The organism is Methylocystis sp. ATCC 49242 (genome assembly GCF_000188155.2).
In the GTDB taxonomy this organism is placed as follows: domain Bacteria; phylum Pseudomonadota; class Alphaproteobacteria; order Rhizobiales; family Beijerinckiaceae; genus Methylocystis.
In genome coordinates this window covers 411,812-425,189 of the sequence record NZ_KE124774.1, presented here as the reverse complement: position 1 = coordinate 425,189, position 13,378 = coordinate 411,812, and the positions used below count along the sequence as shown (strand labels likewise).

Here is a 13,378-nt window from a genome sequence, read left to right as displayed (position 1 = left end):
CAACATCAACGGGCTTTTTTGTAGCAGTAAGCGGGTTAAGGAGCCGTTTAAGATGAACGGCTTTTGACTCCATTCATGAAATTCGTCGGTGTGGCGGAAATGCAATGTTTACAACGCCTGAGCAACCCCAATCGCCGCTGCGCCAAGGATATGCGGGCCAAGGTCGGTCTCGCGGATTTCACCCTTCTCGATGCGATCAAGCTTAATCAATCGTTCACGCGGCGGCTCGCCCGGCGCCGTCGCCTCGCGGCGCCCGAAGAGCAACGCCCCGCCCGGCGCAAGCATTTGCAGCAGCGCGTCGGGCGTCCCCGCAATCGAAGCCTGGACAATGATGCGGTCGAATTCGCCAAGCGTCCGGGAGGGCGCGAGACCGTCCGCGTGCAGCGCCACCGCATTCGACACCTTGAGCGCGGCGAGGCGTCGGGCCGCTTCAATCGCGAGAGTCTCGTAGCGTTCGAGGCTCACGATCTCGCGGCCGAGTTGCGCCAGCGTCGCGGTCCCGTAACCGGACCCCGTGCCGACCTCCAGCACGCGATGACCGCGCCCGACCTTGAGCGCCTCCAGCCGGCGGGCGAGATCGGCGGGGCGCGACATGGTTTGTCCGCAGCCGATCGGCAGGCTCATGTTGCGATTGGCGAGATCGCGGAACCTGTATGGCGCGAAAGCCTCGCGCGGCACGATTTCGAGCGCCCGCATGACGGAAATGTCGCGCACGCCGGCCTGGCGCAACGCCAGCAGAAACGCCGCGCGCTCCTCGATGTCGCCCGTGACTGCTCCCGCCTCGATCATGCGCCCTCCTCGAAAGCCGCCGAAAGCCGCGTCACCGTCGGGTGATCGGTGAGATCGAGCTGCAGCGGAGTAATCGAAATCTTCTTCTCGTCGAGCGCCACGAGATCAGTGCCCGGCCCCGGCGTGAAGCTGCCGCGCTGGAAAGAAATCCAGTGATAGGGATTGCCGCGCCCGTCCTTGCGATCCTCGATCTTCATCAGATCGGTGCTTCGCCGTCCCTGCATCGTGATGGCGACGCCCGTCACTTCATCGGCGCGGCAATGGGGGAAATTCACGTTCATTAGAACATTGCGAGGGATTCCGACGTCGAGCAGGCGGCGAACGATCCTGCCGGCGTGAGTCTCGGCGCAATCCCAGTTGATCGTCTGGCGGCCTGCGAAGAAATCATAGACCTGCGAAAGGGCGATGGCCGGAATGCCGAGGATGGTCGCCTCCATCGCGCCCGCGATCGTGCCTGAATAGGTCACGTCCTCCGCGATGTTCTGGCCACTGTTGACGCCTGAGATCACGAGGTCCGGCGGGTGGTCGAGCAGCAATTTGCGCACGCCCATGATGACGCAGTCGGTCGGCGTTCCCTTCAGCGCGAAATGACGCGGCGAAATCTCGCGCAGCCGCAATGGATCGTTGAGCGACAGCGAATGCGCCACGCCCGACTGTTCGAACTCCGGCGCGATGACGAAGATATCGTCGGTCAATTCGCGCGCGACCCGCTCCGCAACCGCGAGGCCGGGAGCATGCACGCCGTCGTCATTGGTGATGAGTATCCGCATTCACACGTCCCGCACGTCGTTTATATCGGAGGCTTGGCAATTAAAATTTTCGCGAGAAGGATCGACCGCCCCTGCGCCGCCCTATCTGAAGTTGTGCTCACGACTTCGTTATGGAGGTTCATATGCGTAAACTGTGTCTTTCCCTCATTGCCGCTGGCGCCCTCCTCGGCGCAGCGCCGACCGCTTCCGCATTCGAAGCCATGCTCGGCGGCGATTTCCCCCTGCACAACCGCCCCCATGGCCGCCACCTCATGACCCTCGGCTACGGCGACATCGTCAATATCGACAAATGCGACCATAGCTGGTGCTGGGTGACGCATGGTCCGCACGCGGGTTACATCTACATGAGCCATGTGCTCGACGGGACGGTCTACGGCCCGCGCGGCGCCGGCTATGGTTATCGCGACGGCGGCCTCGCTGAAGTCGGCGCCGGCGTGGTTACGGCGCCGATCGACGCCGCCGGCGACGTTCTCGATGCGGGCGTCAGCATTCTGCGCTGACAGGGACGCCTACGCTTGTCCAGGGCTTCCGCGCAGGGCGGAAGCTTTGGCAAGCTTTACTTCTTAAGCGCTTCGCGCGATTCGCTCCATGCCGCCCATGTAAGGCCGCAACGCCTGCGGGATTGTGACGGAGCCGTCCGCCTCCTGATAATTCTCAAGCACCGCCACCATCGCGCGGCCGACGGCGACGCCGGACCCGTTGAGCGTGTGGACGAATCGCGGTCCCTTGCTTTCGGCCGGCCGATAACGCGCGCCCATGCGCCGCGCCTGAAAATCGCCGCAGACCGAGCAGGATGAAATCTCGCGATACTTCCCCTGCCCCGGCAACCACACTTCGAGATCGTAAGTCTTCTGCGAGGCGAAGCCCATGTCGCCGGTGCAGAGCACGACCTTGCGATAGGGCAGCCCCAGCGTTTGCAGCACTCTCTCGGCGCAGCCGGTCATGCGCTCATGCTCTTCGAGCGATTGCTCGGGCGTGGTGATCGAGACCAGTTCGACCTTGTAGAACTGATGCTGGCGGATCATGCCGCGCGTGTCCTTGCCCGCGGCGCCCGCCTCTGCGCGGAAGCAATAGGTGCCGGCGGTCATGCGGATCGGCAGTTGCGTTTCATCGAGTATGGACTCGCGCACGAGATTCGTCAGCGGAACTTCGGCGGTGGGGATTAGCCAGTAACCATCGCCCGCCGCGAACTGATCCTCTCTGAACTTCGGCAATTGCGCTGTGCCGAACATGGCGTCGTCGCGCACGAGGAGCGGCGGGTTAACCTCCACGTAGCCATGCGCGCCCGTGTGCAGGTCCAGCATGAATTGCGCGAGCGCCCGCTCGAGCCGCGCGAGCGGACCTTTGTTGACGACGAAACGCGCGCCGGAAAGCTTGGCGGCGGTTTCAAAATCCATCAGACCGAGCCCTTCGCCGATCTCGAAATGCTCTTTCGGCGCGAAGTCGAATTTGCGCGGCTCGCCCCAGCGCGAGACTTCGACATTGTCGTTCTCGTCCGCGCCGTCGGGCACGGCGTCGAGCGGCGTGTTGGGGATGGCGGCGAGCGCGGCGTCGAGTTCGGCGACGGCGTAGCGCTCGGCCTCCTCGAGCGCCGGCCAGTTTTCCTTGATCTGCGCGACTTCGGCCTTCAACGCTTCCGCCTTCGCGCTGTCGCCCGCCTTCATCGCCGCGCCGATTTCCCTGGAGGCGGCGTTGCGGCGTTCCTGCGCGACCTGCAATTGCGCGATCGCCGCGCGGCGGGCGTCGTCGAAAGCGAGAAGCTGCGCCGACAGGGGCTCCAGCCCGCGCCGCTTGCGGCCATTGTCGAAAAGCTCAGCGTTCTCGCGAATCCATTTGATGTCGTACATTTGGCGTTACCGGGCGCTCAGGGAGTTGGATGAAAAAACTGTCGGATCAGGCGCTCGGCTGCTCGGCCGCCGCCTTTTTCTTCTCGACCATCCGGACGGAATAGATCGACGCCTCATAGAGCAGCATGCCGGGCAGCGCGAGGGCGAGTTGCGAGAACACGTCCGGCGGCGTCAGGATCGCCGCGACGACGAAGACGATCACGATGGCGTAACGCCGCTTCTCCGCCAGAAACTGCGACGAGACAATGCCGACTTGCCCGAGCAGCGTCAGGATCACCGGCATCTGGAACACGATGCCGAAGGCCAGCACCAGCGTCATGATGAGCGAGAGATATTCGGAGACACGCGGCAGAAGTTCGATCTGCGCCTTGCCGGGCTCGTTCGCCTGCTGCATCCCGATGAAGAAGTGCAGCAGATTGGGCATCACGAGGAAATAGACAACCAGCGCGCCGATGGCGAAAAAGATAGGCGTCGCAAAGAGATAGGGCCGGAAGGCCGCGCGCTCGTGGCGGTAGAGCCCCGGCGCCACGAAGGCGTAGATCTGCGACAGCACGATCGGGCACGAAAGGAAGGCCGCCGCGAAGAGCGCGACCTTGATCTGCGTGAAGAAATATTCCTGCGGCGCCGTGTAGATCAGCTTCGCCTCCGGCCCCGCGACCTGAGTGTAGGGGATGACGAGCAGATTGTAGATGTCCTTGGCGAAGAAGAAGGACAGGATAAACATCGCGAGAAAGGCGAGCAGCGCCTTGATGAGGCGCTCGCGCAATTCCATCAGATGTTCGATCAGCGGGGCCTTGCTCGCCTCGATCTCGGCTTCATCCGCTTCGTTCATGAGTCGGCCTTGCCGGAAGGCTGCGCCTTGCTTCCGGCCCCGTCCGACGCATCCTCCGCCTCGCCCGCCGGCGGCTCAGGAGTTTGGGAGGCCCCGCTCTCGCCGTCGATCGCGGTCGTGATCTGCTTGCGCGCCTCGACCATCGGATCGAAGGCGCCCTCCAGCTTCACGCTTTTCATGATCGATTTGTTGGTCTCCTCGATCTCTTTCTTGAGATCGGCGAGTTCGGCCTCGCGCATCGCCTCCATGAACTGGCCCTGGAATTCCGCAGCCATGCGGCGCATGCGGCCGGTCGCCTGCCCCAGCGTGCGCAGCACGCGCGGCAAATCCTTCGACGGAATCGCAATGAGCGCGACAATGCCGATGACGATGAGCTTCCCGGCGTCGAGATCGAACATGATTTTTCCTGAACGGCGGCGGAGGCCGCGTCAGACCTTGTTTCCGTCGATGGTCTTGTCGGCCTCGATGGCGCGGCGTTCGGCGGTCTGCTCCACCGGTTTTGCAGCTTCCGCGGTCTTGTCGTCGTCCTCGGCCATGCCCTTCTTGAAGGCCTTGATGCCCTTGGCGACGTCGCCCATCACGTCGGAAATCTTGAACTTGCCGCCAAACAGCACGAACACGACGCCGCCGACGATGATCCAGTGCCAGATCGACAGACCACCCATGGCGCGAACCTCCGAAAACTTTACAGGCCGGAACCGCCGGCCGGGTTGACGGGAACCTATGCCGCCGGCGCCGCAAAAACAAGGAGAGACGCGGCGATTCTGGCGTCGCGATTACCCTTCGTCGTCATTGAGCGCCTCGGGCGCCTCCAGCGCCTCCGGCTCCTCGGGGAACTCCATTTCGAGAAGCTGCGGGGCCTCGTCCTCCAGCGGCTCCTCGTCGTCGCGCAGCGCAATGTCGTCCGAAGGCTGCGGCACGCCAAAGCCCTTGGGCAGGCGGCCGTCGAAGAGACCCGCGCCCTTGAGTTCGTCGAGGCCCGGCAGGTCGCCGATCTGCTCCAGTCCGAAATGCATCAGGAAACTGTCGGTCGTGCCATAGGTGATCGGCCGGCCGGGCGCCTTTCGGCGGCCGCGCAGGCGGATCCAGCCCGTTTCGAGAAGCGTGTCGAGAGTGCCCTTGGAGATGGCGACGCCCCGGATTTCCTCGATCTCCGCGCGGGTCGCGGGCTGGTGATATGCGATGATCGCCAGCGTCTCCAGCGCGGCGCGGGAGAGCTTCTTCTCCTCCACCTGTTCGCGGGCGAGAATCCAGTTGAGGTCAGCCGCCGTGCGGAAAAACCATTTCCTGCCGACGCGCGTGAGATTTACCCCGCGCGGCGCGTAATGGGCGCGCAGGCGCTCCAGCACCTGCGAAAGCTCGACGCCGTCGTCGATGCGGCGGGCCATTTCCGCCTCGTCGAGCGGCTCGGCGGAGGCGAAGAGCATCGCCTCGACGATGCGCTCGGCCTCCCGCAGCGCGACTTCGTTGCGCGCCAGCGCCTCATCGCTGTTGACGTCGAAGAGTTCTACTTTTTCCGCCGCTTGCGCCAATGCGCATCCTCCATATTCGCCTCGCGGGGCTCAGAGCGCTTCCGCGGGTTCTTCCAGTCTTCGGCCTTCGCGCCGGCGCACCCAGAGCGGCGCGAAGGGCCGGTCCTGCCTGATGTCGAGATGGCCTTCGCGCACCATTTCCAGCGATGCCGAAAAAGACGACGCGCGGACGGTGCGCGCCGTCTGCAAGTCGGCGCAATATTGCAGGAGATAGTCGTCGAGCACGGTCCATTCGGCGGCGACGCCGGCGAGCCGCTCCAGCGCCTCGCGCGCCTCGGCCAGCGACCAGACGGTGCGCTGGCGCAGCACGACACGGGAAATCGCGTTCTTCTGCCGCTGGCGCGCGTAGGCCGACAAAAGGTCGAACAGGCTCGCCTGATATTTCGGCTGGGAGATGGTTTCCAGCCCCTCCGGCCCGCCGCGCAGGAACATGTCGCGGCCGAGCCGTCCGCGCTGGACGAGACGGTCGGCGGCGAGGCGGATCAGCTCCAGCCGGCGCAGGCGCTCGGCCAGCGCGGCGGCGAGGTCGGCGGCCGAGGGCTCGTCGCCCACCTTGGGCTGCTCCGGCAGCAGCAGCCGCGATTTGAGGAAGGCGAGCCAGGCCGCCATCACCAGATAGTCGGCGGCAAGCTCGAGCCTCACGCGGCGCGCGGCCTCGATGAAGGCGAGATATTGCTCGGCAAGCGCAAGAATCGATATTCGCGCGAGATCGACCTTCTGGCGGCGCGCGAGCTCCAGCAGCAGGTCGAGCGGCCCCTCGAATCCGTCGACGTCCACGAGAAAGGCCTCACCCTCCGCGCGCGGTTCGTCGGAAAGATCGAAAGACAGTTCCTGCGCCATTGATTCTCCAGCGACTCAGGGCGCGTTTACGCCCGATTCACCTTGCCGGCAGGAGATTGGTCTCTTTGAGGCGACGTCGCAAGCGCGGTGCGCAACTTGCTCGCTCCGTCCACAAGATAGAGGGGTGGATAACCGGGCGGGCTACTCCCCGTGGATGTCGTGAAACCTGATTTCGAGCCCCGGCGCGTCGGGCGAACGAATCAGGCGACCGCCCCCATCACCGCATCGAACTCTGCGACGCCCGCCGCCACGTCGAAGGCCTCGACCTCCCGCACGCACTCAAGCGCCTTCTCCGCCCGCGCCAGCGCCTTGCCGGACAGTTCCGGCGCGCCCTCGGCGACCGGTCGCGCCTCCGCGAGGTCGCCGTTGCAATGCAGGACCATGTCGCAGCCCGCCGCAATGGCGCGTTCGGAGCGGTCGCGGAAGCTTCCCGTGAGCGCTTTCATGGAGAGATCGTCGGTCATCAGCAGGCCGTCGAAGCCGATATGGCCGCGGATGATTTCGTCGACCACGATTTTCGACAGAGTGCCGGGCGCGTTCGGGTCGATGGCCGTGTAGACGACATGGGCGCTCATCGCCATCGGCAGGTCGGCGTTGACCTTGAAGGGCCGGAAATCGACCGCCTCCAGCTCGGCGCGGCTGGCCTCCACCACGGGAAGCTCCAAATGGCTGTCGGCTTTGGCGCGGCCGTGGCCGGGAATGTGCTTCATCACGGGCGCGACGCCGCCAGCCATCAACCCCTCGGCGGCCGCGCGCCCGACCTTCGCGGCGCGCGCGGGATCGCGGCTGTAGGCGCGGTCGCTGATGATGGCGTGGGAGTCGGGCGCGGGCGTATCCAGCACCGGCAGGCAATCCACGTCGATCCCGACCTCGCGGAGGTCATGGGCGATGAGCCGCGCCCCGAGCCACGCAAGCCGTTCGGCCTGCGCCGCGTCGGCGCCCGCGGCCTCGAAACGCGCGGCGCTGGGATAGGCCCGCCAGTTCGGCGGCGCGAGACGCTGCACGCGCCCGCCCTCCTGATCCACGAGCACGGGCGCATTGCGGCCGAGCGCGGCGCGCAGGTCGGTGGTGAGCCTTGCCACCTGCTCGCGCGTGTCGATGTTGCGACGGAAGAGTATAACGCCCCAGGGCGCCGCGTCGCGCAGAAAGGCGCGCTCCTCGTTCTCGAGAACGTAGCCTTTCACGCCGCAGATGAATGCGCGGGTCATTCGGTAAATCCTGAAATGGAGCGAGCCTGAGGACGCGCGATCCGAGGGGGCTCCCCGGACCGCGAGCCCTCAGGCCCGAAATTCGAGTCAGTTCCCGGCGACGAAGCAGGAGCCGCCGCTGGCCTTGACCTTGCTGCAGATGGCGTTCGCCGAGTCCTTGCTGACGCCGCCGACGCGGACGCGATAGACCGTTTTGTCGCCGACCTGCGCCGGCTTAAAGGTCGGCTTGCGGCCGCCGAGCTGCGCGCCATATTTGGCGGCGACGGTCTTCAGCAGCGCGCGGGCCTCGGCCTCGCTGCCGGCGGCGCCGAACTGCACGGCGTATCCTCCGCCGGACACGGCTGCCGCAGCGGAGTCCGGCTCGCTGGCCGGCGGCTCCTCGACAGCGGCCGTCTTTACCGGCGGTTTCGGCTTGGCCGCCTGTGCGGTGGCCGCAGTCGTCGTCGTTTTGGCGCTCGTAGTTTTCGGCGTGCCGCCGCCGGTCTTGGCGGCGTCCGCGCTCGGGGGCGGGCTAGTCACTTTGGCCACCGCCGGCGGCAGCGCGGCGTCTTCGACCCTCGTGCCGTCGGGGCGCACCGTCACGGTTTTCACCTTGCGCGGCTGCGTCGGGGCGAGCGCCGGCTCGTGTGGCGCATCGACCGGGCCCGAACCGAGCTTCACGGTCCTGGGCGCGACGGTCGGATCAACCGCCTGCTCGCGATTGTTGACGACCTGCTTGACGGGAGCGGTTTCCTTGCGGTCCAGGACCGCCGCAGTCCCGGCGTCCGGCGCGCCCTGCTCCGTTTCGGCGCTCGGCTTGACCTTCACTGGCCCCTCAGGCGCATTGATGACCGCGATATCCCGGGAGCCGCCGCCGCTGCGATGGGCGAAGCCCCAGCCGATGCTGCCGATCGCGAGCACGGAAATCGCCGCGATGGCGTGCCACGGGCGCAGATGACGACGCCAGCCGCCGCGTTCCTCTTCATATTGCGGCTCCTCATCGGCGCCGTAATCGAGATATTGGGAGTCGTCGCTCCAGCCGCCCTCCGCGCCCGAATAAGGCGTCCCATACTGGTCGGGATAGGCCGGAGCCGGCGCCTGCTGATGATAGGCGTGCTCCTGCTGGTAGACGGCGTCGTGATAGGCCTGCTCGCCATGAACCTCGTCGGCGTAATGGCGGGGCTCCGGCGCGATGGCCGGCGCTTCGTCATAGGAGCCGCGAAGGCCGTGTTGCGGCGCATCCCAGGAGGGCTCGACCGGCGGGGGCGCTGGCGCGCGCGCGGCGCGAGGGTCTGCCAGGATCTGGCTGTACGGGTCTGTCTCTGCGGCCTCCCGCCCCTCCATCAGCCGGGCGAGTTCGCTCAACGGGTCGGCTTTCCCCTGGCCCGTGCGTTCGGGCCCGCGCAGACGCCGCTCAAACTCGCCCAGATCGACGGCCGGGCCCCTAACGGTGGATTCACGCATGATGCACCTCGATCACTCTTCCCAGGCGCTGAGCTGTGGCTAAAGCGTCGCGCGAGGGCCGAGCGCCCAAGGTATTATCGCGTCAACGCATTTCGTCGGGGGCGCTCACGCCGAGAAGTCTCAGGCCCGACCCCAGGACGACAGTTAAGGATAAAACTAAAGCGACCCGGGCGCTCGTTAAATCTCTCTCGGTTGAATTAACAAAGCGTAATTGTGGCTGATCTTTGCCCTTGTTCCAGTGAGAATGGAACACGCTCGACAGTTCATGAAGATAAAAAGCGACGCGGTGCGGCTCATGAGCGGCCGCCGCCGCCTCTATCGCGCGCGGATATTGGGCGATCACGCGGGCGAGCTGAAGCTCGCCCTCATCCGTCAACATCTCGAACTTCGCGCCGGACAGGGCGGCCATGGAAATGTCCAGATCGGGGAAGGCCGCAAGCGCCTGCCGCATCACGGACTTCGCCCGCGCATGGGCGTATTGCACGTAGAAGACGGCGTTGTCCTTCGACTGTTCGATGACCTTCGCGAGATCGAAGTCGAGCGGCGCGTCGTTCTTGCGATAGAGCATCATGAAGCGCACGGCGTCGACGCCGACTTCGTCGACCACCTCGCGCAGCGTGACGAAATCGCCGGCGCGCTTCGACATCTTCACCGGCTCGCCGTTACGCATCAGCTTCACGAGCTGGCAGAGCTTGACGTCGAGCGCCACCTTGCGGCCGGAGAGCGCGGCGACGGCGGCGCCCATGCGCTTCACATAGCCGCCGTGGTCCGCGCCCCAGACGTCGACGAGCGTGTCGAAGCCGCGGTCGATCTTGTCCTTGTGATAGGCGATGTCGGAGGCGAAATAGGTCGGCGAGCCGTCCGACTTCTTCAGCGCGCGATCGACGTCGTCGCCGAAATCGGTGGAGCGGAACAGCGTCTGCTCGCGGTCCTCCCAATCGTCCGGCAACTGGCCCTTGGGCGGCGGCAGGCGACCCTCGTAGACGAGCCCCTTCTCGCGCAGCCATTCTATCGCGGCGTCGATTTTCGACGGGCCGTTCGACCGGTCATGCAGCGTCCGCTCGGAGAAGAAGATCTCGTGGCGGATGTTGAGCGCAGCGAGATCGTCGCGGATCATGTCCATCATGGCGTCGATGGCTTCGCGCCGGACGACGGGCAGCCACTCACCCTCCGGCCTGTCGAGCAGCTCCCGGCCATGGGCTTTCGCGAGCGCCTCGCCGACCGGCTTGAGATAGTCGCCGGGATAGAGACCTTCCGGAATCGTGATCGTTTCGCCCAGCGCCTCGCGGTAGCGCAGAAAGGCCGAGCGCGCGAGCACGTCGACCTGCGCGCCGGCGTCGTTGATGTAATATTCGCGCGTCACCTCACAGCCCGAGAAGGCGAGGAGATTGGCGAGCGCGTCGCCAAACACCGCGCCGCGGCCATGGCCGACATGCATCGGCCCCGTAGGATTGGCCGAGACATATTCGACATTGACCTTGCCCTGAAGCGCGCCCGCCCTGCCCTTTTCGACGCGGCCGTAGTTGTCCGGATCGAGGAGCGCCGCGCGCAAGACCTGCGCGAAAATCTCGGGCTTGAGACGAATGTTGATGAAGCCCGGTCCGGCCACTTCCGCCGTCGCGACGCCCTCAGACTGCGCCAGCGCGTAGCAGATTTCGACCGCCAGCTCGCGCGGATTCGCGAAATGGGCCTTGGCCTCCCTCGCGAAGACCATCGCGGCGTTACAGGCGAGGTCGCCGAGCGAAGCGTCCTTCGGCGGCTCGACGACGAAGCGCGCGAGATCGGGCTCGGGGAGGCGGCCGTCGGCCTTGATGCCCTCGAGGATGGAGGCGATGCGGGCGTGGAAGATGTCGAAGATGTTCATGGAGGTCCGGACGGAATTGAATTGGCGGCGGGTTTAGCAGCTTGGTCGGCCGAAATCACCCCGCCCCGCGCCGCTACCCGAAAAACGCCCCGCCATGGGCGCCGGCGACAGCGCCGAGGACCACGATCAGGCTGATGGTGAGCAGGAATCGATGCAACCGCTCGACGAGGGCGAAGGTTCCCTCGGGATCGACCGTCGCCCGCGCGTTGAACCAGCGGTGCAGAAACAAAGGCTCGGCGACGAAAAGCATGACGGTGAAGACCGCCCATATGGCGACCATGCCATGCATCCACCAGAAGGCGGAGAAACGGAAACGGTCCCAAAGGTCGAGTTCGGCCACCATGTAAAACCCGCTCGCCCCGGCAAGCAGCGTCGTGAGCCGCGCCTGCCAGGCGAAGCGGCGCTCCACCGCGTCGAAAAAGGCGAGCCGCTGGCCGGGCTCCTTCAGGCGGCGCGTCGCCGGCAGCAGCACGGTCGTGACGAAGGCGACGCCGCCGATCCAGATGACGACGGCGACGACGTGAAGCGCGCGGGCTAGCGCAAGTTTGTCCATCATCGTCTCCGATTGCCTTTTCCAAGGCGCTTCATGCGCCGAACAGCCGCTTCGCCTCGCCCAGCGCATAACGGTCGGTCATGCCGGCGATGTAATCCGCTACGACCACCGCCCGGGCGGCGCCTTCGCGCGCCAGCGCCTGCGCGGCCCATTCGGGCGGCATCAGCGAGGGCGTTTCGAAAAAGGCGGGGAAGAGCCGCGAGATCGCGTCGCGCGCGCGCTCCCAGACCGCCTTGACCTTCTGATGTCGATACATGTTGGCGAAGAGGAATTTCTTGATGTCGCGTTCGGCCTCCGCCATCGCCGGCGACAGAGCGACCATCGCCTCGCCGGCCGCGCGCACGTCGGCGGCGCTTGCGGGCGCCAGCCTCTCGAGGCGGCCGAGCGCGGTGGCGATCGCATCCTCGACGAAGCGCGTAATGACGCGGCGCACGAGTTCGTGGATCACGCGACCGCGCTCCAGCCCCGGATGTTTCTCGCCGATCTGCTGGAGCAACGACGCGATAAAGGGAACGGCGGCGGCGATGTCTTCGAGCAAAAACAGCCCCGCGCGCAGGCCGTCGTCGATGTCGTGGCCGATGTAGGCGATGTCGTCCGCCTGCGCCGCGGCCTGCGCCTCGACGCTTGCAAACGTCGCGAGCTCCAGCGGATAGGCTGCGTCGAATTCCGCCACAAAACGCGGGAGCTTGCGCGTCGCCTTCGGCCCCGCGAGCGGGCCATTGTGCTTGACGATGCCCTCGAGCGTCTCCCAGCACAAATCGAGCCCGTCATAATCTGCATAGCGGCGCTCGAGCAGCGTGACGACGCGCAGCGCCTGCGCGTTATGGTCAAAGCCGCCGAAGGGTTTCATGCAGGCCTCCAGCGCGTCCTCCCCCGCGTGGCCGAAGGGCGTGTGGCCGAGATCATGCGCCAGCGCCACCGCCTCCGCCAGATCCTCGTCGACCCGCAAGGCGCGAGCGAGCGCCCTAGCGATCTGCCCGACCTCGATCGTATGCGTCAGGCGCGTGCGGAAATGGTCGCCGTCGAGCGGCACGAAGACCTGCGTCTTGTGCGCGAGGCGCCGGAAGGCCGTCGAATGGATGATCCGATCGCGGTCGCGCTGGAACTCGCTGCGCGTCGGCGACGGCGACACGGGATGGAGCCGCCCGCGCGAGCGCGTGGCGTCGCAGGCGTAGGGCGCGAGGGGGTCGCGAAGCGCCACTGTCGTGCTCCTGTCATTGAAAGGCCGGCGGATCGGACCTATGTTGCGGCGCATAGACCGCATCACCCAGCGAATGCAAGCAGCCAACGGGGACAGGCACATGACGACCGGCGCAGCCAGCGAAGTGGTGCTGACGGATCAGGCGGCAAAGCGAATCGGAGCCCTTCTGGCGGGGGAGGCGCCCGGCGCGGTTTTTCGCGTCTCTGTCGAAGGGGGCGGCTGCTCGGGCTTCCAGTATCAATTCGCGATTTCCCCTGCCCCGACGGAGGAGGACGCCGTCATCGAGCGCGACGGCGCCCGCGTGGCGATCGACCCGGCCTCCATGGGCTTCCTGGCTGGCGCGAAGATCGATTTCGTCGACGACCTGATGGGGCAGTCCTTCCGCGTCGAAAATCCGAACGCGACGGCGTCCTGCGGCTGCGGGACGAGTTTCTCGATCTAGGTCTTATCGCGCCGATGACATAGTTCTGTCGTCCGTCCAGGCGAAGCTCGCGCCCGC

Annotated in this window: 15 protein-coding genes; 2 read left to right on the top strand and 13 right to left on the bottom strand. The window is 65.9% G+C overall.

Translation table 11 applies throughout. The annotated features are described in order from the left end of the window. Window positions 1–108 precede the first annotated feature (108 nt). Together MET49242_RS03955 and surE are read right to left on the bottom strand one after the other, a co-directional pair. Window positions 109–789 (bottom strand): protein-L-isoaspartate O-methyltransferase, encoded by a 681-nt coding sequence (locus MET49242_RS03955; RefSeq protein WP_036280843.1) that lies wholly within the window; start codon window positions 787–789, stop codon window positions 109–111. Further along, window positions 786–1,559, bottom strand: coding sequence for a 5'/3'-nucleotidase SurE (surE, locus tag MET49242_RS03950; RefSeq protein ID WP_036280841.1), 774 nt, complete (start codon window positions 1,557–1,559; stop codon window positions 786–788). Before surE ends, MET49242_RS03955 begins: the two co-directional genes overlap by 4 nt. A 122-nt stretch (window positions 1,560–1,681) precedes the next feature. Between surE and MET49242_RS03945 the strand changes: the two genes are divergently transcribed. After that, the gene (locus MET49242_RS03945) at window positions 1,682–2,059 is read left to right on the top strand and encodes a hypothetical protein (RefSeq protein ID WP_144259458.1); all 378 of its coding nucleotides are present in this window, start codon (window positions 1,682–1,684) and stop codon (window positions 2,057–2,059) included. Window positions 2,060–2,122: 63 nt separating this feature from the next. Here MET49242_RS03945 and serS read toward each other — a convergent pair whose 3' ends face one another. The 11 genes from serS to MET49242_RS03890 all read right to left on the bottom strand — a co-directional run bounded on the left by serS (window position 2,123) and on the right by MET49242_RS03890 (window position 12,879). Next, window positions 2,123–3,406: a serine--tRNA ligase gene (gene serS / locus MET49242_RS03940; protein WP_036280837.1), complete on the bottom strand. Its 1,284-nt coding sequence runs from the start codon at window positions 3,404–3,406 to the stop codon at window positions 2,123–2,125. A 46-nt stretch (window positions 3,407–3,452) separates the two neighbouring features. Then, on the bottom strand, window positions 3,453–4,238 hold the full coding sequence (gene tatC / locus MET49242_RS03935) for a twin-arginine translocase subunit TatC (RefSeq protein WP_036280835.1): 786 nt from the start codon (window positions 4,236–4,238) through the stop codon (window positions 3,453–3,455). Beyond that, window positions 4,235–4,636, bottom strand: a complete 402-nt coding sequence (locus tag MET49242_RS03930) for a preprotein translocase subunit TatA (RefSeq protein WP_244430684.1) — start codon at window positions 4,634–4,636, stop codon at window positions 4,235–4,237. Before MET49242_RS03930 ends, tatC begins: the two co-directional genes overlap by 4 nt. Window positions 4,637–4,666: 30 nt before the next feature. Continuing rightward, window positions 4,667–4,903, bottom strand: coding sequence for a twin-arginine translocase TatA/TatE family subunit (locus tag MET49242_RS03925; RefSeq protein WP_036280833.1), 237 nt, complete (start codon window positions 4,901–4,903; stop codon window positions 4,667–4,669). A gap of 111 nt (window positions 4,904–5,014) precedes the next feature. Continuing rightward, entirely contained in the window at window positions 5,015–5,770 is a 756-nt protein-coding gene (scpB, locus tag MET49242_RS03920) for an SMC-Scp complex subunit ScpB (protein WP_036280831.1), read from the bottom strand. Between the two features lie 30 nt (window positions 5,771–5,800). Then, the gene (locus tag MET49242_RS03915) at window positions 5,801–6,610 is read right to left on the bottom strand and encodes a ScpA family protein (protein WP_036280829.1); all 810 of its coding nucleotides are present in this window, start codon (window positions 6,608–6,610) and stop codon (window positions 5,801–5,803) included. A gap of 200 nt (window positions 6,611–6,810) precedes the next feature. Then, window positions 6,811–7,818, bottom strand: a complete 1,008-nt coding sequence (gene nagZ, locus MET49242_RS03910) for a beta-N-acetylhexosaminidase (protein ID WP_036280826.1) — start codon at window positions 7,816–7,818, stop codon at window positions 6,811–6,813. 87 nt (window positions 7,819–7,905) lie between these two features. Next, entirely contained in the window at window positions 7,906–9,261 is a 1,356-nt protein-coding gene (locus tag MET49242_RS03905; RefSeq protein WP_036280824.1) for an SPOR domain-containing protein, read from the bottom strand. A gap of 82 nt (window positions 9,262–9,343) precedes the next feature. Next, window positions 9,344–11,125 carry an arginine--tRNA ligase gene (gene argS / locus MET49242_RS03900; RefSeq protein WP_036280822.1) on the bottom strand — a complete coding sequence of 594 codons (1,782 nt, stop codon included), beginning with the start codon at window positions 11,123–11,125 and terminating at the stop codon, window positions 9,344–9,346. Window positions 11,126–11,198: 73 nt separating this feature from the next. Beyond that, entirely contained in the window at window positions 11,199–11,681 is a 483-nt protein-coding gene (locus MET49242_RS03895) for a hypothetical protein (RefSeq protein ID WP_371212518.1), read from the bottom strand. 28 nt (window positions 11,682–11,709) lie between these two features. Further along, complete coding sequence (locus tag MET49242_RS03890; protein WP_036286809.1) at window positions 11,710–12,879, bottom strand: deoxyguanosinetriphosphate triphosphohydrolase; 1,170 nt, start codon at window positions 12,877–12,879, stop codon at window positions 11,710–11,712. A 100-nt stretch (window positions 12,880–12,979) separates the two neighbouring features. Here MET49242_RS03890 and MET49242_RS03885 point away from each other — a divergent pair, with 100 nt between their 5' ends. Further along, entirely contained in the window at window positions 12,980–13,321 is a 342-nt protein-coding gene (locus MET49242_RS03885; RefSeq protein ID WP_036280819.1) for an iron-sulfur cluster assembly accessory protein, read from the top strand. Window positions 13,322–13,378: the final 57 nt, after the last annotated feature.